Origin of the sequence: Agaribacterium haliotis (genome assembly GCF_002312815.1) — a bacterium.
GTDB lineage: Bacteria > Pseudomonadota > Gammaproteobacteria > Pseudomonadales > Cellvibrionaceae > Agaribacterium > Agaribacterium haliotis.
Window position 1 is genome coordinate 37,699 of sequence record NZ_NKQJ01000011.1, and the last position, 20,822, is coordinate 58,520.

General features: G+C 50.5%; 17 protein-coding genes. 5 read left to right on the top strand and 12 right to left on the bottom strand.

Going from position 1 to position 20,822, the window contains the following annotated elements; translation table 11 throughout:
* The first annotated feature begins 82 nt into the window (after nucleotides 1-82).
* A complete protein-coding gene (locus CFK45_RS13290) occupies nucleotides 83-1,414 on the top strand; it encodes a hypothetical protein (RefSeq protein WP_096086936.1) in 1,332 nt (443 codons plus the stop codon).
* Nucleotides 1,415-1,455: 41 nt separating this feature from the next.
* Here CFK45_RS13290 and CFK45_RS13295 read toward each other — a convergent pair whose 3' ends face one another.
* Both CFK45_RS13295 and CFK45_RS13300 read right to left on the bottom strand, forming a co-directional pair.
* Nucleotides 1,456-2,643, bottom strand: a complete 1,188-nt coding sequence (locus CFK45_RS13295) for a class I SAM-dependent rRNA methyltransferase (protein WP_192870764.1) — start codon at nucleotides 2,641-2,643, stop codon at nucleotides 1,456-1,458.
* 88 nt (nucleotides 2,644-2,731) lie between these two features.
* Nucleotides 2,732-3,151: a group II truncated hemoglobin gene (locus CFK45_RS13300; RefSeq protein ID WP_096086937.1), complete on the bottom strand. Its 420-nt coding sequence runs from the start codon at nucleotides 3,149-3,151 to the stop codon at nucleotides 2,732-2,734.
* Between the two features lie 249 nt (nucleotides 3,152-3,400).
* Here CFK45_RS13300 and CFK45_RS13305 point away from each other — a divergent pair, with 249 nt between their 5' ends.
* A complete protein-coding gene (locus CFK45_RS13305) occupies nucleotides 3,401-5,734 on the top strand; it encodes a Tex family protein (protein WP_096086938.1) in 2,334 nt (777 codons plus the stop codon).
* A 160-nt stretch (nucleotides 5,735-5,894) separates the two neighbouring features.
* Here CFK45_RS13305 and CFK45_RS13310 read toward each other — a convergent pair whose 3' ends face one another.
* Nucleotides 5,895-6,791 (bottom strand): LysR family transcriptional regulator, encoded by an 897-nt coding sequence (locus CFK45_RS13310; RefSeq protein WP_096086939.1) that lies wholly within the window; start codon nucleotides 6,789-6,791, stop codon nucleotides 5,895-5,897.
* A 126-nt stretch (nucleotides 6,792-6,917) separates the two neighbouring features.
* On the opposite strand from CFK45_RS13310, the gene CFK45_RS13315 reads away from it, so the two are divergent.
* Entirely contained in the window at nucleotides 6,918-7,403 is a 486-nt protein-coding gene (locus CFK45_RS13315; RefSeq protein WP_096086940.1) for an SRPBCC family protein, read from the top strand.
* A gap of 39 nt (nucleotides 7,404-7,442) precedes the next feature.
* Here the strand turns inward: CFK45_RS13315 and CFK45_RS18805 are convergent, their stop codons facing one another.
* The 9 genes from CFK45_RS18805 to CFK45_RS13360 all read right to left on the bottom strand — a co-directional run bounded on the left by CFK45_RS18805 (nucleotide 7,443) and on the right by CFK45_RS13360 (nucleotide 17,658).
* Entirely contained in the window at nucleotides 7,443-8,150 is a 708-nt protein-coding gene (locus CFK45_RS18805) for a YbhB/YbcL family Raf kinase inhibitor-like protein (protein WP_096086941.1), read from the bottom strand.
* A 192-nt stretch (nucleotides 8,151-8,342) separates the two neighbouring features.
* A complete protein-coding gene (locus CFK45_RS13325; RefSeq protein WP_158224705.1) occupies nucleotides 8,343-9,791 on the bottom strand; it encodes a winged helix-turn-helix domain-containing protein in 1,449 nt (482 codons plus the stop codon).
* Between the two features lie 47 nt (nucleotides 9,792-9,838).
* A complete protein-coding gene (locus CFK45_RS13330) occupies nucleotides 9,839-10,096 on the bottom strand; it encodes a hypothetical protein (protein ID WP_096086943.1) in 258 nt (85 codons plus the stop codon).
* A 147-nt stretch (nucleotides 10,097-10,243) separates the two neighbouring features.
* Complete coding sequence (locus CFK45_RS13335) at nucleotides 10,244-11,533, bottom strand: hypothetical protein (protein ID WP_096086944.1); 1,290 nt, start codon at nucleotides 11,531-11,533, stop codon at nucleotides 10,244-10,246.
* Between the two features lie 269 nt (nucleotides 11,534-11,802).
* Nucleotides 11,803-12,531, bottom strand: a complete 729-nt coding sequence (locus tag CFK45_RS13340) for a 16S rRNA (uracil(1498)-N(3))-methyltransferase (RefSeq protein WP_096086945.1) — start codon at nucleotides 12,529-12,531, stop codon at nucleotides 11,803-11,805.
* A 12-nt stretch (nucleotides 12,532-12,543) separates the two neighbouring features.
* Nucleotides 12,544-13,386, bottom strand: coding sequence for a methylenetetrahydrofolate reductase [NAD(P)H] (gene metF / locus CFK45_RS13345; RefSeq protein WP_096086946.1), 843 nt, complete (start codon nucleotides 13,384-13,386; stop codon nucleotides 12,544-12,546).
* 381 nt (nucleotides 13,387-13,767) lie between these two features.
* Nucleotides 13,768-15,177, bottom strand: a complete 1,410-nt coding sequence (ahcY, locus tag CFK45_RS13350) for an adenosylhomocysteinase (protein ID WP_096086947.1) — start codon at nucleotides 15,175-15,177, stop codon at nucleotides 13,768-13,770.
* 325 nt (nucleotides 15,178-15,502) lie between these two features.
* Entirely contained in the window at nucleotides 15,503-16,657 is a 1,155-nt protein-coding gene (metK, locus tag CFK45_RS13355; protein WP_096086948.1) for a methionine adenosyltransferase, read from the bottom strand.
* Between the two features lie 44 nt (nucleotides 16,658-16,701).
* On the bottom strand, nucleotides 16,702-17,658 hold the full coding sequence (locus CFK45_RS13360; RefSeq protein WP_096086949.1) for an ArsR/SmtB family transcription factor: 957 nt from the start codon (nucleotides 17,656-17,658) through the stop codon (nucleotides 16,702-16,704).
* A 314-nt stretch (nucleotides 17,659-17,972) separates the two neighbouring features.
* On the opposite strand from CFK45_RS13360, the gene tkt reads away from it, so the two are divergent.
* Complete coding sequence (gene tkt, locus CFK45_RS13365) at nucleotides 17,973-19,970, top strand: transketolase (RefSeq protein ID WP_096086950.1); 1,998 nt, start codon at nucleotides 17,973-17,975, stop codon at nucleotides 19,968-19,970.
* Nucleotides 19,971-20,213: 243 nt separating this feature from the next.
* Complete coding sequence (locus CFK45_RS13370; RefSeq protein ID WP_096086951.1) at nucleotides 20,214-20,777, top strand: outer membrane beta-barrel protein; 564 nt, start codon at nucleotides 20,214-20,216, stop codon at nucleotides 20,775-20,777.
* Nucleotides 20,778-20,822 lie beyond the last annotated feature (45 nt).

The window sequence follows — 20,822 nt, forward strand, 5'->3', positions numbered from 1 at the left end:
CCGTGCTGTTCTCAGACCCTGCAGTTGGGACAAGGCCCGAGCTTTTCAGCTAGACTGAGAGCATATTTCTTGGGATACCGTCATGAGTCTTTCCAGCGCCTTTAGCCGCTTGCTTTGCTGCCCGCTAAGTGGTCAAAACCTTCAGCAACAAGATGATCAGCTTGTCAGTGAAGACGGCAAACACAGCTACCCCCTGGTCGATGGTTTGCCCTGGTTATTGGCTCACCCTCGCAACTCCTTGCTCGATTGGGGCGCCAAGCTCAATCACTTCCAGCAGGTTTTACTGCAGGAAATTACTCAGCTTGAGCTCGATAGAAATCAGAGTCAGGGTGCGGTACACGATAGAATTGAGTGTTTGCTGCTGGCTAAAAAAGATTTCCTGCTTGAAATCACCAAACTTATGCAACCGCTCAATCAAGCAAAGGTTGCCTCTGTTGAAATTTACAATGCCCTGCGCGACCGCGCACCTGCGAGCCAAAACCTGCTTAGTTATGAAGCCAATATTTACCGCGATTGGCAGTGGGGAGATGAAGAAAACCAACAGAGTTTAGAGTTAATCAAAAAAGTTGCGCCAGCGCAGCTTGGAAAGCTGTGTGTGCTCGGCGCCGGTGCCTGTCGTTTGGCACTTGATGTGCACCAACACTTTGATACTGAGCTTACCGTTGCCACTGACATAAATCCGCTGTTTATGTTTGCAGTGCAGAAAATGTTAAGGGGGGAGAGCTTCTTTTTTACCGAATTTCCCCTGCACCCTAAAATCGTCGACTACGTCGCGATAAAACATCAAATGTCTGGTTTTGATAAAGTACCGGACGATTTTTATCTGTGTTTTGCCGACGCAGCCAAACCGAGCTTTGTTAAACACGCCTTTGATACGGTGCTGACCCCGTGGTTAATTGACATTCAACCGCACGAGTTTTCTCGCTTTTTAACACAGCTGAATCAGTATGTGCCCATCGGTGGCCGCTGGATTAATTTGGGTTCTTTGGTTTTTAACCAAAATCGTGAATCTCTGTGTTATTCAAGTGATGAGGTGGTCGAGCTGGCGGCTGCAGCGGGTTTTGAAATCGAAGAGTTAAAACAAGTTGAAATGCCTTATCTCAAGTCTCCTTATAATGCCGGTTATCGCATGGAAACCGTGTGGTCGTGGGAAGCGGTTAAACGCCAGCATGTCGAAGCCGATAAAGATTTAAGTTCGATACCCGTATGGTTGATCGATACTGGTAAGCCTATCCCAGCCAGTCAGCAGGCGGTGGCTGAACAAGCTAAAGCTGCGTTTTTAGCTGATTTGTACCAGCGTATTGACGGTGAAACCAGCTTAAGAAGTTTGGCGCGCAAGCTGGCGCAGAAAGAGGGCGCTGATGCTGCGGAATTTGAAGCGATGTTAGTGCAATTCTTTTTAGAGCGGCTTTAATCGCCGCGCTAAAAAGCTTTGAAGAACACGCAGCAGAAAATTTAGCGGCGAGATAAACGATAAAACAGCGCTTTTAAATACTGTGTTTCTACAATGCTTGGGTGTACTGGGTGATCCGGTGCCTGAGAGCCTTTAAAAATCTGCTGGGCGTCTCTGTCCAAGTGTGCGGCCGAGGCGCGAACGATGTCGGCAAGACTGTCGTCGGCTAGATGCATCGAACACGAAGCGCTTATTAAAATACCCCCGGCTTCAACCAGGCGCATCGCCAGTTCGTTAATATGGCGATAAGCGGCCGAACCGTTCTTGAGATCTTTTTTGCGTTTGATAAAAGCCGGCGGATCCAATACAACAATATCGAATTTTCTGCCCGCTTCAATTAATGCTTTTAACTGATCAACGGCTTTGCCGTGCAAAAGTTCGGGCTTGTGGCCAAGTTTATTTAATTCATAGGCGCGCTCAACCCAGCCGAGCGCTTTTTCAGATGCATCGATAAAACTTACCTGAGTAGCGCCCGCGGCGGCGGCCTGCACACCCCAGCCGCCAACATAAGAAAATACATCAAGCACGGTTTTATTGTTGCTGAACTTTTGCAGCTGGGCTCGGTTGGCGCGGTGATCGTAAAACCAACCCGTTTTTTGCCCGCCCTCTACCGGCACGGCAAATTGAACACCATTTTCTTCGAGCAAAAACTGCTCGCCCAGTTCGCCAAAACGCTCACTGTAGTTTGGCAGTTCCTCGAGCGCTCTTGCACTGTGGTCGTTTTGCAAAATCATGCCGCTAGGTTCGATGGCGTCGTCAAAAGCTTCGAGGATTTCCTGCTTAAAGTTCTCCATACCGGCGGTGGTTAGCTGGACAACTAAATCTGAGCCAAAGCGGTCACAGACCACTCCGGGAAGAAAATCGCTATCCCCGTACATTAAACGGTAGAAGGGTTTGTCGAAATACAGCTCGCGTAAGCTCAGTGCCTGCTGAATTTTTTTGATAAAAAATTTGCGGTTGATGTTTGCTTTAACGTTGCGTGTGATTAGCCGGCCGCACATCAAAACCTTTGGGTTTAAGGTGGCGATGCCGAGGCTTTTGCCTTTGTCGCTGACAACAACAACCAGGGAACCGATTTCAAAGCTATTTAAGGGGCTGCGCTTGCTGTCTACTTCGTTTGAATAAATCCACAAGTGACCCTGACGCAGGCGTTTATCGGCGCGGGCTTTGAGATAGAGACTGGGCAGCATGGTGCTTACTCGCTGGTTTTTGGGGGATGCGCAGTATAGCGCCAGCGAGGCTGAGTTGTCGCATTATTGCCACTGAGCCCGAATTTGATCAGTTGTCGCGACGGGAGACAGCGCAGGCCTGGCGGCAGCGTTCAGCGGGCACGTAGAGTTGCTCAAGCATATAACGCTTAAAGTCTTTGTCGTAGTCTTGCTCGTCAAGCGCGTGTTCCATACACAGCATCCAGGCGTCGCGCTCGGCAGCGCCGATGGCTAAATGGCTGTGTGCTCGGGGAATGGCGATGCTGCCGTAGTGTTCTTTATACAGCCTCGGCCCGCCGAGCCAGCCGCTTAAAAAATACGTCAGTTTTGTTCTCGATTCTGTTAGGTCTTCCGGGTGCATCGCACGTATGCCGCGAGCCTCTGGCAGCTCTTGCATATAGTCGTAAAAAGCGTCGACGAGCTTGCTGATACCGGCAAGTTCGCCGGCGGCGCGGTAACTGGCATCGAGTGTTCCGTAGCTTTTGCTCATAGTTTGTCGCTGGTCCGGGCTGTAGCAAGGGGGTTCAGGTTAAGCTGCGCGGCGGCTGTGGTAAAGCGAGTCCAGCGTTGGGCAGACAAGTTGGCGTGATTTTGCGCTCATGCTGCAAAGTGCGGTAAAGATCAAGAGTGTAAGCAAGCCGGAAAAAGCGCATAATCCGCGCCTTAAGTTTTAGAGCAAGCGCCGCTTACTACGCGCTACTCACAGTTATTCGTTTTGTAGTTAGATACAGGTTAAGAGATGACGCAAATCAGCTCCATTATCGCCAAGGAACTCGGGGTTCAGGAAAAGCAAGTAGCAGCCGCCATCGGCTTGTTAGATGAAGGCGCGACGGTGCCTTTTATCTCCCGTTATCGAAAGGAGGTCACCGGCGGTTTGGATGACAGCCAGTTGCGCAGCCTCGATGAGCGCCTCGGCTACCTGCGCGAGCTCAATGAGCGCCGCGATACGGTGCTGAAAAGCATTGCAGAGCAAGAGAAGCTGACACCGGAGCTCGAGAAAGCGATTAAGGCTGCAGAGACTAAGACGGCTCTTGAAGATCTGTACCTGCCATACAAACCCAAGCGCCGCACCAAAGCACAGATTGCACGTGAGGCCGGGCTTGAGCCGCTCGCCGATACACTGTTTGGCGACCCTAACTTAGAGCCGGAAGTACAGGCCGAAGCATTTATTGACGCAGACAAAGGTGTCGCGACAATAAAAGATGCGCTCGACGGTGCCAAACAAATTTTAATGGAGCGCTTCAGTGAAGACGCGACCCTGCTTGAGCGCCTGCGCGGTTTTTTGCGCCAGGAAGCCTGGTTGCACTCAAGCATGGTTGAAGGCAAAGAACAGGAAGGTGCCAAATACCGCGATTATTTTGATCACCGCGAACCGCTCAGCAAGGTGCCCAGCCACCGAGCTCTGGCCATGTTTCGCGGCCGCAATGAAGGTGTGTTAAATATTCTGTTTACGCTCGAAGAAGATCTAGAGCCCGGCCAGGCCCACCCGGCCGAAACTTTAGTCGGCGAGCACTGGAATATCGAAGATCAGGGCCGCGCTGCAGACAAGTGGTTAAAAGAAGTTCTGCGCTGGACTTGGCGAGTAAAATTGGCAACCCACCTCGAAACTGATTTGCTCGGCGACTTGCGCGACAAAGCGGAAGCCGACGCCATCGATGTTTTTGCTCACAATTTAAAAGATTTATTACTGGCAGCGCCGGCGGGGCAAAAAGCGACTATTGGCCTCGATCCGGGCCTTCGCACTGGTGTGAAAGTCGCCGTGGTCGACAGCACCGGCCGCGTGCTTGATCACTGTGCGATTTTTCCAAACCCACCGCAAAATAAAATTCGTGAATCCGAAGCTGTATTGGTGAATTTGATTCAAAAATACAACGTTGCGCTAATTGCTATCGGCAATGGCACAGCGAGCCGCGAGACCGATAAGTTTGTCGGCGACATGTTAAAAAGTTACAAGCTGACAAATACTCAAAAAGTAATGGTTAACGAGGCTGGCGCTTCTGTGTATTCCGCTTCCGAATTTGCCGCCAAAGAATTTCCAGATTTGGATGTAACTATTCGCGGTGCGATTTCTATTGCCCGGCGCCTGCAAGATCCACTGGCTGAGCTGGTAAAAATTGAGCCTAAGAGTATAGGTGTTGGCCAGTATCAGCACGATGTCAGCCAAACGCGCCTGGCAAAAAGCCTCGATGCGGTTGTTGAAGATTGTGTAAACGGTGTTGGGGTTGAAGTAAATACTGCGTCGGCGCCGCTGCTTGCGCGTGTATCGGGTTTAAATCAGACCATAGCCAATAATATTGTCGCCCACCGCGACGACAACGGCGCCTTTAAAAGCCGTAAAGAATTATTAAAAGTCAGCCGTCTTGGCCCTAAAGCTTTTGAGCAGGCAGCTGGCTTTTTACGTATTAACGGTGGCGAAGACCCGCTTGATGCCTCTGCGGTACACCCGGAAACTTACGCCGTTGTGCAAAAAATTGCCGATGCCAATAGTAAAGCCGTTAATGAATTAATTGGTGACAGCGCCTTTTTACGCAAACTTAAGGCGGCCGATTTTGCCGATGAAAAATTTGGTATTCCAACGGTAACGGATATTATCAGTGAGCTCGATAAGCCCGGCCGCGACCCGCGCCCGGAGTTTAAAACGGCTCAGTTCCAGGACGGCGTTGAGGAAATCAAAGACTTAGTTGCGGGCATGGTACTCGAGGGCACCGTTACCAACGTGACAAACTTTGGTGCTTTTGTTGATGTCGGCGTGCACCAGGACGGTCTTGTACATATATCTGCACTTAGCAATAACTTCGTCAAAGATGCGCGCGAAGTTGTCAAAGCCGGTGACATTGTTAAAGTCAAAGTAATGGAAGTTGACGTGCCGCGCAAACGCATTGGCCTTAGCATGCGCCTCGACGACAAACCCGGCGAAGGCCGCGCTAATCAAAATGCCAATAATAGAGCGGGTGGCGAACGCCGCGGCGGTGGCCAGCGAGCCCAGCGCAATCAGCGCGGCGGCCAGGGTGGCGGTCAAGCTCAGGGAACGATGGCTGCGCTTTTTGCCGAAGCGATGAAAAACAAGAAATAAAACGCAGTATTTGTATAGCTTGCTACTGCAGCGGTGTTTCAGTATTGCCTGTTTAACAGGTTTTGAAACGCCGCAGCTTAGCGCTTAATTTTCGGTTTATAATTAGTGTTAACAGGCCCTAGTGCTTATCAATTAGCATTTCTAGTGCGGGCGTTTTATCTTAAGTTAACTGCCCCTCAATCAATTCTCGTTTTTTCTCAAATAAGCCCAGCAAAAATTGTTTAAAAACTTTAAGCCGGGCGACATCTCGCTGTTTGCTGTTGCTGATCATCCATATGTGATTTAAGTGTTTTGTATCTGCCCCGGGCAGGCGCTGTAACTCTTGTGTATTGTCGCCTAAAAAACAGGGCAGATGAGCCATGCCCATACCGGCGCGTGCAGCTTCGAGTTGTAGGCGGCCATCAGCCAGGCCGTGCCAGGCTTCTAATTCAGGGTGGGGGCTGAAACCGACCCAGCGCGGCGATTTTTGCATCTGTCCCCAGCCGAGCCAGCGGCCCTGGCCGCGATTTAATTTATTTTTTATATAGTCTGGTCGCGCATAAAAACAGCTGGCTGCGGCGCAGAGTTTGCGGCCAATAACATTTTCCGGTAATTCACTTTTTATACTGACAAAACGCAGCGCCAGCTCTGCCTCGTGTTTTTCAATATCGAGTACATTGGTGCCTATGTGCAAGTTGAGTTCTATCTCGGGGTAGCTGTCGCAGAACTCGGCTAGTTCCGGCAGCAACAAATAGGTGGCAATAACATCGGGGCAGGTCAGGTGAATAACGCCGGCCAGAGTCTGATCTTTACCGGTCAGTTCGGCTTCGGCATCAAGCAAATTTGCTTCGGCCTTTTGCGCGTAGTTGAGCAAGCTTTTGCCATCGTCGCTGAGTTGGTAGCCGCCAACGCCGCGATCAAATAGACGTACGCCGAGAGCTTTTTCCAATTGGTCTATGCGCCGGCTGACCGTGCTGTGACTGGTTTGAAGCTCAGAGGCGGCGGCGCGGGCGCTGCCCGAGCGCGCGACTAATAAGAAAAATTGGATATCGTGCCAATCTATGGTCGATTTTTGCACCGCTGTGGTCTTTTATTTGCTGTTTCGGTGCGTTAATTGTCCGTTTACACTTTGTTTAAGTCAATTCACTTCCACCGTAAACACTAGAGCAAAGGCCAACGACAGCCGAGCAAGGACACCTTAATTATGCGTATTCAAAAACAGATACAACTTAACTGCGATATCAATAGCGCCTGGCAGGCACTGGCTCACGATTGTGCAGCCATTGATCAATGGTTTGCACCTGTGCAGCGCTCCTATGCGCTCGATACTCAGCCAGCGCTTAAGGGGGCGGCCTGTGCTGGCCGCGTATGTGAGTTAGGTAAAAATGCCGGCGGTGCCAAAGCAATAGAGAAAATCACCGAGTGGGATGAACAGCACAAGGTGCTGGCTTTTGATGTGCAATTACAAGATGCGCCTGCGCTTTTGCCAATTCGTGGCAGTAGCGCCCGCTTCTATTTACGTGAAACTGAGGGGGCTAAGCTGACTCTGTACATCGATGTCAGACCGAAGTTTAAAGCGCACGCTTATTTGCTTTACCCATTGTTGTTGCTGGGGCTGAACAAGAGCTTTAATGACCTGCTCAAGGCCTTTAAAGCTCATGTTGAGCAGCCCCTTGCCGCACCGGTGTGATCGCGCGGCAGAGCTGGGGTGCTCGCCAAGCGGGCGCAATTAGGGGGTAAAGCTAGCAGAGATGGTACTCTGGCCAAGAATATAACTCTCGTAGCTTTGCTCAAACTCGCGGCGGCTAAAGTTCGGTGTAGCGTTGATTAGCGGCATATCCTTATCGAGCGCATAAATGGTGCTTTTATAAATATGGGCAAAGGGCGGGCAGGGGCCTGCATAGCCAATAGCTCCGTTATAAGCTCGACCTTCAACCACGCCGTGCATGCTTGCCGGATTAAAATCCAGAGGCAGGCTGCTAATTTCGGCGGGAATATTAAATACTGCCCAGTGCTTACAGGCATTTACACCCGCGCCGCAGGGGCTGACTTCATCGTCCATAATCAGCGCAAAACTCGCCGTCTGCGGAGGTGGATTTTGCCAGCTGAATTCTGGTGAACTGTTGCTGCCGCCTCTGGCTGTGCAGGCGTGGCTGCGTGGGATAACAGCGCCATCTTTGTAGTCGCTGGAGCTTAAGCGAAAGGCGGCCGGGCTCGGCTGAGCAGAACTCGAGGCTTCCGGGCTAGGTACGCTGGAGGCTTGAGTTGAGGGCTGACTTGAAGGCTGGGGCGAAGGCGATGGTTTGGCAGAAGCAGATACTGAGGGCGAAGCCTCAGGTGAGGCATTTGTTTGGCTGGCCGTATTGTCATCACCCGCGCAGGCGCTGAGCAAAAGGCTCAAGCTTGTGGCAACAATTAAGCGATTTGAATTAAGCATAGATTTCCCTTTTCCGTTAATGGTTTTTACTGGGCTTTAGATCTCAAGTTGTCAGCGCAAACACTGGCCGACTGGGCGTCAGCAAATAAAAAATAGGCAAGGGGCTCTAGTGAAATACTCTAAAAAATTTTGAAAGCTGTACCTTTACTTAAAATTACAGCTTTAGATTATGACAGCTAAGCATTGTGAGCTTTAAAGTTGCTGAAGGCGTTTGTGCAGGTGGCTGTAATAATTTTGCATGGCACTTAGCTCATACGTGCTCATCAACTGTTTGGCCTGATGCAGCTGTTGCTGCGCTGCGAGTTTGTCACCTGAATCCAGGTAGTTGCGGCTGCGATGTAAATAAGTACGGCTGCGACCGATGGGGCAGTGTACATTGCCGTAGAAACTCAGCGCGTGTCTGTAGGCGTTTTGTGCGGCGGCGTAGTGCTTATCGCGTGAATAAAACTGGCCCTGAAGTTCTGAGCTCAGCGCTTGAAACAAGCGATTATTGTTTTGTTTGGCCTGCGTGAGTGCAGCATCAATCCACTGCTGTACCGGTTCTTGCTCATTTTTTATAAACGCAATAAAAGCGCGCCAATAGTATAGGCCCGCCAGGGCAGGGCTCTGCTCCTTTTTGGCCGCGTTGATGGCCGCGCCCAGGTGCTGCAGCGCTTGATCGTAGTGCTTCTGGTAATACAGGCTTTCGGCGAGCTTGCGCCGGGCGCTGAAATTTTTTGTCTCGATGCTGACAAGTGCCTGAAAGTGTTGTTGTGCTGAGTGGTAGTCCTGCCTGTCCATTGCGTCGAGGCCGTCGGCAAATAATTGATTGCTAAAATCCGACACTAAAGCATCGGCCGAGTCAGAGGCCTTCAAATCAAGTTTTTGTGCTAGCGCTTTTGCTGTTTTTTGCAGTGCCTCAACTATTGTGGCCGCTTCAATAACCGCGCGTTGTTGTTGCTGCTCTGTGTGTATGCTGTAGATCAGTTGATATTCGTGAATACTGCCACCGAGAGAAAGTTCAACTAAAGCTTTGGCTCCCGTTTTTTGAAAAAGTGGTAATAGCTGCTCTCGCTGATAGTCTGGCGGCAGTTGAATTAAACGGCTGAGCTCAATAACAACTTCTGTCTGGCGCACAAATGTATTGTCGCTGCCACGCAACATATTCGTTAGTTGATCCATGGCCCCGTAACGGGTCCACGCCAGTTCGTTGCTGGCGACTGTGTTTTTTACCGGGAGTATTAAAACACTGCCGTCTTTAATATCGATGGTTTCTGTTGGCTTAACAACAGACCAGCTTAAAAATACGGCAAAGGCCGCTAACGCCGCTGCAGCGCCGAGCCAGGGCCACTTAGTTTGTGTTGAGACTTTTGCCGTCCAGCTATAGCCGAGCCGGGGGTGCGTGTGAATCAGCCTGGCGTCGCCGAGCAGTTGTCGCAGTTCTTTGATGGATTGAAACAGTACTTGCTCGTCGACAATAACATCTTGCCAGACCTCATCGAGCAGGCTCTGTTTGGAGCAAATTTCCCCGCGTGCCCGGATCAAACAAAGCAGTAGTGCAAAGCTTCGCGGCCTGACCGCTATTTGCTCGCCGTTGCGGCTAAGACAGCGGCTATGTTTTTCTATGCGATAACCGGCCGTGTAGAAAACATCGCTGCTCATAGGCAAAGCCATTTAGTCGGTTTATTGTTGTAATACTGAGTCAGAATCTACTCTGCCGAACTGTCTTCAAGCAAGCGAATTATGCTCATCGCCTCGTCGCGATTACTGCCGCAAAAAGCTTCTTCTGGAATAAAGGCCTTACACCACGGCGGGTAGTCAGCTTGGCCCCAAATGCGACAGCGCAGTGTTTGTCTATCGAGATTGATGCAGTACTCACCTGCTTTTTTGCCGGAAGGAGCGTTGGCATAGCCCTGTTTGATTGACGGCGCGATGCAGCATGCAGCGCAGCCTTCTCGGCATTTCATAGCGGGTGTTGCTCAGTAATTTAGGGCCGCAGGTTAGCGACGTGGTTTGACAGCAAGCTTTGCCGCTATGCTTAAGCGGCATTAAGTGATACTGCCCCTGTAAGGCGCAGTTTACATAAACTCTGCGCAAAGCGCCTCAGCCTTAACTCAGCGCCAATACAGAGCGCCGGCGTCAAACTTTTCACCCGGCGCCTGTGTTTTTTGCCCGGCCGTGCTCTGGCTGCTTTCAAAGCGCTGGCTGTCACACCAATTGATACCTTCTGGTATAGCTTTAGTACTGCCGAGATTGTTGATAAATTCACTGAAATCACTTTCGGGCAGCATGCTGTTTAATACAAACTCGGCCCGCGCGAGCACTTGAGCGGTGGCGACTCGGTTGCGCGCGCCCCAGCCGATGACGTAGTCTGCACAGCTGTTGCTGCCCGGTGTGGGCGCGCTGGTAAAGGCCATATCGCGGTCAATTGCAAACAGTCGCAGCATCATAATTTCTTCAAACAGCATGGCGACATCTTCGTAAGGGGTGCTGTAGTTGTAGTTGGCGCTGGCGCCGTCTGGCGCAAAAGCCGCGCCTATATCTGTGGCTTGCTGGCTTTTGAGTGAAGAGCTGGCTTTTTCACCGTGGTACATCGTCAGTGCCGCTTCAAACATCAGGCCCGAATCCAGCGGGTTTAGGGCCAGTAAGCGGCTGCTTGTCCAGCTGTCGAGTTGGCTGCGCGCGGCTTGCCAGGGTTTATCGGAAGCTTTAAGGCCGCTGTGGCTCGCCACGGGAAAGTAGTCATTGGCGTGAGCGAGTTCGTGCAGAAGCAGGGCACTGGCCAAGTAGCGCACGTCTTCAAACTCGCGCGGTGTAGTGGATTCGGGGCCGCTATAGCGATAGGCCAGCTCTTGATTTTTTACGTAGCGAAATAAGTTGCGAAAAGCCAGTTCGTTGTCGAAGTCGGCGCGAAAATCTTGTTTGGGGTTGATAGTTTGCGCCTCGGAGACGTTTTGCCACAGATAATTAGGGTCTAAATAAATAGCGCCGGTTTGAGGGTCGTAGTAGGCCGGGCGAATATCGTCGTCGATCACAACCATGGTGACGCCGCGAAACATCGTGAGTAGTTCTATTGGGCTGTTGAGCAGTAGCTCTTCAAAACGCTCGCCCATCCAGTCGTGGCTGACAAGTAAGCGCTGACTAATTTCGGCAATGCCCGGCTGGCTGCTTGCCATACCGATTAATGGCATGGTGCCTAGGGTACAGGCTTCTTTTTCGTTCTGCGCCGAGGCACACTCTTTAAGCTGGTGGGCCCAAGGGCTGGTTACGAGCCAGGGTTTTAGGTTGGACAGTTCTTCGCGGCTCGCGCCCTGATGGCTTGTATCGTTTTCTTCTTTAAAATCGCAAGCAGTTAAAAATAAGAGCGATAAGAACAAATTGGTGCTTAGTAAGGTTTTTAACATAAGCAGTTCCGCAGGCTGTTTTAGGGCCTGTTAACAGGCCCTAGTAAGTTTAGCTAGTTCAACAGCGGCCGGGGCGAACACCGCGCGTTTTTCTCAGAACAAATTAGATTAAACACACAAGCCTTAGCAAGGCCCCTGTTAACAAAACACAGTGAATATAGGTAAACCCGGTTTTTGTCTTGTTCCAAACGAAGGTAAGTATTTACTCGCTTTTGCCGAGCTGTGGCTGCAGTATGGTGTTTGCAACACGCCGGAGTAAAACGTTTAAATTAAAAATCGCCCCAGTACTGCTGAGCCAGAGCCAGTGCAGTGAGCGGAGCAGTTTCGGTGCGAAGTACTCGCGGCCCAAGGGCAAGATTTTGAAAACCGGCACTGTGGGCCGCGTGAATTTCAGCCTCACTCAAGCCGCCTTCGGGGCCAATTAAAAAGCAGGCGGAACTTGCAGTCGGCAAATCGGAAAAGCGCTGGCTATTGCGGTGGTGTAAAACGAGTTTTAATTCACAGTCCAGCTGTTGTTTGTAAAATTCCGCAAGTGAGATAGCCGGCTTTAGTTCAGCAAGTATATTGCGCTGGCTCTGCTCGCAGGCAGCGATAATGATTTTTTGCCAGCTCGCCGCTTTCTTCTGCAGGCGTTCACCCCGGAGTTTAACCTCGCAGCGTTCAGTAAACAGAGGTTGAATAATGCTGACGCCAAGTTCGGTGGCTTTTTGTAAAACTAAATCAAAACGCTCGCCGCGACTTAAGCCAATGGCAAGTACGCTTTTTAACGGGCTTTCATTATTGTTCTGGCGAAACTCACCTACGGCTAGAGTGGCCGCTTTTTTTGAACTGGCAATAATGCTTGCATCAAACTCGCCGCCGCGGCCGTTAAACAAGATAAGCGAACGCCCGACATCCATACGTAAAACTTTGAGCAGGTGATGTGAGGGCGCTTGCTCAAGCTCTAGTTCAGTGCCGGAGCTAAGTTCCTGTTCGGTATAGATGCGAGGTACGCGCATGGTTTGTTTCCGTTAGCTGCTCAAGCCGAGGTTTTTAATAATATTTGCGCTCGGTTCAACTTGGTTCATTGTATAAAAATGAAAACCCGGTGCGCCATTATCTATCAGTGTTTCGCACAACTCACTTACTAGGTCTAAACCAAAGACGTGAATACTGGCGCTATCGTCTGCGTAAGATTCAAGTCGTTTGGCTATCCAGCGCGGTATATCGGCACCGAAGTTGGCACTAAAGCGAGCTAAATTTTTATAATTTATGATTGGCATAATACCGGGGTAAATCGGTTTATTAATGCCAGCTTTGTCGCATTGTTCGATAAAATAAAAAAATGCGTCAGGGTTATAAAAATACTGGGTAATGGCGTAGTCAGCCCCGGCGTCAAACTTAGCTTTTAAATAAGTTATGTCTTTGTCGTAACTTTCGGCTTCCGGATGGATTTCCGGGTAGGCTGCAACGGCTAGTTTAAAATGATCCCCAAAGTGCTGGCGAATAAAACTTACAAGTTCATTGGCATAGATAAGTTGCAAAGAACCACCGACGCCGGAGGGTATATCACCGCGCAAGGCGACAATGCGGTCAACACCTGCGTTTTTATATTTGCCCAATAGTTTGAGCATGCTTTGTTCATCGTCGCCACCAAAACTCAAGTGGGGAGCGACATTAAACCCTTCGTTTTTCATACTCGTGACGATACCGAGTGTATTGTCGCGTGTAGAACCACCAGCACCGTAGGTGACGCTAAAATATTTTGGCTGGAGTTTGTTTAGCTCATTGCGGGTGGTGACGAGCTTTTCGCGCCCGGCTTCGGTTTTAGGGGGGAAGAATTCGAAGCTGAACTGGATTTTTTCTTCGCTCATTATATGTTGCCACTCTTGGGCTTATAGTTGTTGCCTTCCAGGTTGGTGCCATCGGCGTGAGCGAGGGGCTGGCTTTGGGGGAGCGCGGTAAATACATCCCTGTACGCTCAGCGTCGGCATCCATGCCTCCGATGTCCCCAAAAGCCAGCCCCTCACTCACCTGACTCTGTGCCATTCAGATAGTTGAGCTGGCAGAGTGTCAGCTGTGATGGTGGGGGCGACTTTCTGGGCTGTCCGAAACATGGATGTCGAAGACAAGCCCCCAAGGATGGCCCTCTTCGAACGTAGAGAGGACTGCTTGTGGCGTCTCCAGAAAGGGCCTCCCCCAGCGCAGCGGGAAGTTACTGTTTGACTTACCCGACTAATCGTCGGGCAAAGTACTTAATATTTGTAAGTCTCAGGCTTATAAGGGCCATCAACCTCAACATTAATGTATTCCGCCTGGTCGGGGCGCAGTTTGGTGATCACGCCACCAAAACCTTCAACCATCGCTGCGGCAACTTCCTCGTCGAGTTTCTTCGGCAGAACTTTAACGTAGATGTTGGCAATTTTTTCTTCTTTGGAAAGGTCGGCAAACTTCTTCTCGTAGAGATAGATCTGTGCCAGTACCTGATTGGCAAAAGAGCCATCCATAATACGGCTTGGGTGACCGGTAGCATTACCGAGGTTCACCAGGCGACCTTCCGACAGCAGAATAAGATGATCATTTTCAGCTTTGTTGCGGTAGATCTTGTGAACCTGAGGTTTGACCTCATCCCACTCCCAGTTCTCACGCATGTAAGCCGTATCAATTTCATTGTCGAAGTGGCCGATGTTGCTAACCACGGCGCCGTTTTTCAGGCTTTGCAGCATCGCCGCATCACAAACATTGATGTTGCCGGTCGTGGTCACAACCAGATCGGTGGTGCCCAGTACGATGTGGTTGATGTCTTCAACCTTGCCGGTGTTAACACCGTTAGTGTACGGAGACACAACTTCAAAACCGTCCATGCAGGCCTGCATCGCACAGATTGGATCGATTTCGGTCACCTTAACAATCATGCCTTCCTGACGCAGTGAGGCGGCAGAACCTTTACCGACATCGCCGTAGCCGATTACCAGGGCTTTTTTACCGCTGAGCAGGTGGTCGGTGCCGCGCTTGATCGCATCGTTCAGGCTGTGGCGACAACCGTATTTGTTGTCGTTTTTGCTTTTGGTTACAGCATCATTAACGTTGATCGCCGGTACCAGCAGCTCGCCCTTTTCCTGCATTTCTACCAGGCGGTGAACACCGGTGGTGGTTTCTTCAGAAATACCGTGAATGTCGTCGAGCAGAGCCGGGAATTTGTCGTGGCACAGCTGGGTCAGGTCGCCGCCATCGTCCAAAATCATATTCGCATCCCAAACTTCACCGTCTTTAACGATGGTTTGTTCGATGCACCACCAAAACTCTTCTTCGGTTTCACCTTTCCACGCAAACACAGGAATGCCGGCGGCGGCGATTGCGGCGGCGGCGTGATCCTGGGTTGAGAAGATGTTACAAGAAGACCAGCGCACGTCGGCACCGAGCTCTACCAGGGTTTCGATCAGCACGGCGGTTTGAATGGTCATGTGAATACAGCCCATAATTTTGGCGCCGGCCAAAGGCTGTTCATTTTTGTAGCGTGTGCGAAGGGCCATCAGGGCTGGCATTTCACCTTCGGCGATATCAATTTCTTTACGACCCCAAAGTGCATCACGGTCAAACTCTTCTTGAGTCTTAGCGGCAACTTTAAAATCAGTAAAATTATTTGGAGCTGTAACTGCAGTCATTTTTTCCTCTTCCCTACTGGGCATCGGTGTAGTTCTGTTCAATTCCGTTTAGATGGGGCGGTGGCGCCTCGCGAGGCACGCTCTAGACTCCCTGTCCGCTAAGCGGGCGTTCCCTACGCCCGATTGCCCTGCGAGGCGCCACCGCCCCATCTAAACTCAGTGCCAGCGAAATATCGAAGTGGCACTTGGCTAGGTGAGGAGTGTGAAGCAGAGTTTTCAGTACCTTCTGCCGCAGGAAGCGGCGGAGAGCCCCATGGATGGGTTTACGCGTGTCTGAAAACGCTGCTTCACACTTCGCACCGGAATACGAAGTTAAGTCGAATAATTACAGTGCTGACTTAAGTAAGTCGGCTTTGTCTGTCTTTTCCCAGGTAAAGTCTGGAAGCTCGCGGCCGAAGTGCCCATAGGCTGCGGTTGCAGAATAAATAGGGCGCTTCAGGTCTAGCATATCGATCAGGCCTTGTGGGCGCAGATCAAAATGTTCACGTACTAAAGCAACAATCGCATCATCACTGATTTTGCCTGTACCAAAAGTATTTACTGCAATCGAAGTTGGCTCGGCAACACCAATCGCGTAGCTAACCTGAATTTCACAGCGCTCGGCAAGTCCGGCGGCAACAATATTCTTCGCAACATAACGACCGGCGTAGGCAGCGGAACGGTCTACTTTAGACGGGTCTTTACCCGAGAACGCACCACCACCGTGACGTGCCATACCACCGTAGGTGTCGACGATAATTTTGCGGCCGGTCAAACCACAGTCACCAACAGGGCCGCCGATAATAAACTGGCCGGTTGGGTTAATGTGGAACAGGGTATCTTTGTGCAGCCACTCGGCAGGCAGAACCGGCTTGATGATTTCTTCCATCACCGCTTCGCGAATTACATCCTGGCTAACATCCGGGCTGTGCTGGGTTGAAAGCACAACTGCATCAACTGCAACGGGCTTGCCGTTTTCGTAGCGCAGGGTTACCTGGCTTTTGGCGTCGGGGCGCGACCACGCGTGCTTGCCGTTTTTACGCAGCTCGGCCTGCTTTTCAACCAGGCGGTGAGAATAATAAATCGGCGCGGGCATCAGCACGTCGGTTTCGTTGGTGGCATAACCAAACATCAAGCCCTGGTCGCCTGCGCCGAGGTCTTTATTGCTGGCTTCGTCAACACCCATGGCGATATCCGAGCTCTGCTTGCCAATGGCATTGAGTACCGCGCAGCTGGCGCCGTCAAAGCCCACCTCAGAAGAGTTGTAGCCAATATTTAAGATGACATCACGAATTAAATCTTCAAGGTCGACATAAGTATCGGTGCGCACCTCGCCGGCGACAACAACCATGCCTGTCTTTACCAGGGTCTCTACCGCGACGCGGCTGTGAATATCGTCTTTGAGTATCGCATCGAGAATGGCGTCAGAAATCTGATCGGCCATTTTATCTGGGTGGCCCTCACTGACGCTTTCGGAAGTGAATAAAGAATAATCAGCCATGGTTGCTCTCTCTGTTAAAAGCGGGGCAAAATCAAGTTTTGCCCTTAGTGCTGTTTAAAAAATTGATGAATCTGAATTTGAAAACCATTGCGCAAAGCAAAATAACGGCTTGCACCTTCTGTTAGGGCCTGAAGTTTGGCCCACTGCTTTAATTCGCTGCTGGCAAAACCAAGCCACTGATCACCGCAGGCTTGTTTGACCCAGTCCTGATCGTGGGCGCCGAGCTCACATACCAATAACATCGCACCGGGTTTAAGCGCACTGCTAACATCGGCAAAAATAGTTGCCGGTGACGGCGTGTGGTGCAGCACCATATTAATAACAATCGCGTCTAAGCTATTTGCCAGCGCGCGGCAGTGAGCGGTATCGCCGTTAACAAAATTTACGTTGTCGATATTTTGTTTTGAACAAAGCTCTTTGCTTTGTTCAAGCATCTGCGCCGAAGTATCCAGGGCGATAACCTGCTCAAAACGCGCAGCCAGTTCACTTAAAAATTCACCGTTGCCGGGGCCAACTTCGAGCGCTTTTAGGCCGCGGCCCAACAAACTTGCTACCTCTGGCCCGTAAACATCGTAGGCGGCAATTAAATCTTGCTGCTCTTTAAATGCTGCGGCGTTGTCTTTAAAAAACGCCAGCGAAGCGGCAGCGCGCTGCTGGTACAAGGTTCCGAGCTGGGCTTGAACTTCATCGCTCAAGTGCAGGGCATCGGCCGCTTGATAAATACTGTCGCGCAAATGATCGAGCGCCTGACTGCAGGCTTCATCACTGCGCCGGTAATAGTTGGTGTTGCCTTCGCGCCGGGTACTTACCAGCTGCGCTTTGTTTAACACCTTTAAGTGGTGGCTCATGCCGCTTTGCTTGCTGGCAAAAATTTGGCAGAGCTCCTGCACTGCGTAGCTGTCCTGGGCGAGCAAGGCTAAAACCTGCAAGCGTAAATCGTCGCCAGCGGCTTTCAGCGCCTGGCTCAGAACGTCGACCGTAGTAGTGCTTGCTGCATTCATGGTGGGCAAGTCTAGCAGTGCTTGAAAGCTATATCAAAATATTTTGATATAGCTTTGTTTGGACACGATCGCTGCGAAGGAACTGCATTGTATTGGTGCAATATGTCGCTTTTGCGGCAAATCCAGGCGTGGATAGGGTGAAAGTTCCACAGTTCGGCGCCACTTTGGTTTACCTAAGCGGTGCATTAGTAGAAAATGGCGGCCCCAATTTTGAGGTCAGAGCTTACGGATCGTAGCTGTGATCGGATCACCCACCTCGACGTTTGTCAGACAACAGACAGACAGTTAGACAGCAAAATAGGAGCTAAGCAGTTATGCCTACGCGCAGACAACTCGCCAACGCCATTCGTGTTCTCAGCATGGACGCGGTACAAAAAGCCAAGAGCGGCCACCCTGGCGCCCCCCTCGGAATGGCAGATATTGCTGAAGTTCTGTGGAACGACTTCCTCAAGCACAACCCAACTAACCCCGAGTGGGCCGATCGCGACCGCTTTATCCTGAGTAACGGTCACGGCTCCATGCTGATCTACTCGCTGCTGCACTTAAGCGGCTACGAGCTGCCTATCGAAGAGCTCAAAAATTTCCGTCAGCTGCACAGCAAAACCCCTGGCCACCCTGAATACGGTTACACCCCGGGTGTTGAAACTACCACGGGCCCTCTGGGCGCCGGTATCTCCAACGCCGTGGGCATGGCCATTGCCGAGAAAACGCTGGCGGCTCAGTTCAACCGCGAAGGCCACGACATCGTCGATCACTTCACCTACTGCTTTATGGGCGATGGCTGCCTGATGGAAGGTATCAGTCACGAGGCTTGTTCCTTGGCCGGTACCCTGAAGCTCGGCAAACTGATCGCATTCTGGGATGACAACGGCATCTCCATCGATGGCCACGTAGAAGGTTGGTTCAGCGACGACACGCCTAAGCGTTTTGAATCTTACGGCTGGCACGTGATCCCGGTAGTAGACGGCCATGACGCCGACGCTATTAAAGCCGCTATCGAAGAAGCTAAGTCTGTAACTGACAAGCCAACTCTGATCTGTACTCAAACCACCATCGGCTTTGGTTCACCCAATAAAGCCGGTACTCACGACTGCCACGGTGCGCCTCTCGGCGACGATGAAATCGCAGCCGCTCGTGAATTCCTCGATTGGAAAGAGGGCCCGTTTGAAATTCCTGCTGATATTTACGCTGGCTGGGATGGCAAAGAACAAGGTGCCGCTGCTGAAAGCGCATGGGACGAGAAATTTGCTGCCTATAAAGCTGCTCACCCAGAGCTTGCCGCTGAATACGAGCGTCGCGTAATTAAAGACGAGTTGCCCGCTGACTTTGAAGTTAAAGCTCAAGCTTTTATTAAAGAGTGCCAAGAGAAGGGCGAGAACATCGCCTCGCGCAAAGCATCACAAAACGCCATTGAAGCTTTTGGTGCAATGTTGCCTGAAATTCTCGGTGGTTCTGCCGACCTCGCCGGTTCAAACCTGACGCTGTGGTCTGGTTCCAAAGGTATTCAGGACGATGCGGCCGGTAACTACATCTACTACGGTGTACGTGAATTTGGCATGAGCGGCATCATGAACGGTATTGCTCTGCACAAAGGTTTTGTTAACTACGGTGCAACCTTCCTGATGTTCCAGCAGTACGCGGCCAACGCTGTGCGTATGGCAGCGCTGATGGGCATTCAAAGCATCTTTGTTTACACCCACGACTCAATTGGTCAGGGTGAAGATGGCCCAACTCACCAGCCCATCGAAAACCTCGCCCACCTGCGCATGACACCAAACATGAGCGTATGGCGCCCTGCCGATGCAACTGAAACTGCCGTTGCATGGAAAGCCGCCGCCCAGCGCAAAGACGGCCCAACCTCGTTGATTTTCTCTCGCCAGGGCCTGCCTGCTCTCGCTCGCGATGATGCTCAAGTTGCCGCAATTGAAAAAGGTGCTTACGCCATTGTCGATTGCGACGGTACACCTGATTTAATTTTAATTGCCACCGGTTCCGAAGTTGGCCTTGCAGTAAATGCCGCAGCTGAATTAAGTGGCCAGGGTAAAAATGTTCGTGTAGTAAGTATGCCGAGCACGACCACCTTTGATGCCCAAGACGAAGCTTACAAACAAAGCGTACTGCCGGCAGAAGTTAGCGCCCGTGTTGCCATCGAAACCTCACTCGCCGACTACTGGGCCAAGTACGTTGGCTTCGACGGCCGCGTAGTTGGCATGACAACATTTGGCGAAAGTGCACCAGGCGGAAAATTAATGGAGCACTTTGGTTTCACCGTTGAAAATGTTGTTGCTGTAGCGAGTGAGTTGTTGGATTAATTTTTTAATAAATTAATTTGTAGCTTAAATTTTTAAGCTATTTGTTGTTACACAAAAAAGCCGGGCCTAGTGCCCGGCTTTTTTGTGCGTACAAATTATTTATCTATGATGAGCGATTTTGTTAGTGGTGTATGCGCAGCATTGTGTGTATCTATTTGTTTATAGTTAGTTCTTTTTATTTGCGCCTCGCTAGTATATGGTGCCGGCCGATTTGTTGGTAAATAATTTAGTGATAAGTTTGAAATGAAAAATATAAAAATATTTGCTTCTTCAGTTGCACTGTTTCTACCGCTGTCGGTATGGGCAGATGGCGTAAACCTTGGTTTGGGCTTTCACAAAGGAAGTTATAAAGAAGACCAGGTATCCGATGTGAACACCACAGGCCTAATGTTTTCATTGGGTAAGAATTTCAATAAAAATATTGGATTAGAAGGGCGGTTCATCGTTGGTAAGGGCACTGATGAAGGCGATTTAAAAGTTCCAAATTTATTTGGAACTGGAACACATAATGAACGTGTAGAGCTGGGTCTTGAATACCTTTCTTCATTAATGCTTAAGGGAGACTTAGGTTTAGGGAAAAATTCCTCTCTTTACGGTATGGCAGGTTGTTCAAATGTAAGTTTGAACGCGAGCTTTCCCAATCAAAACTATGATTTTTCGGATAGTTCCTCAGGTCTTTCCTACGGTGTGGGCGCTTGGGTCGGTGATCGAGATTCTTTTACTGTCAATATTGAATATGTGTCTTATGTAAAGTCGTCTGATTATGATTACAGCGCATTAGAGTTATCTCTCAGGTTTATAAAATAACCTACAGCATTAGCTCTGGTTGTTATTCGTGATTACCGATGAGTT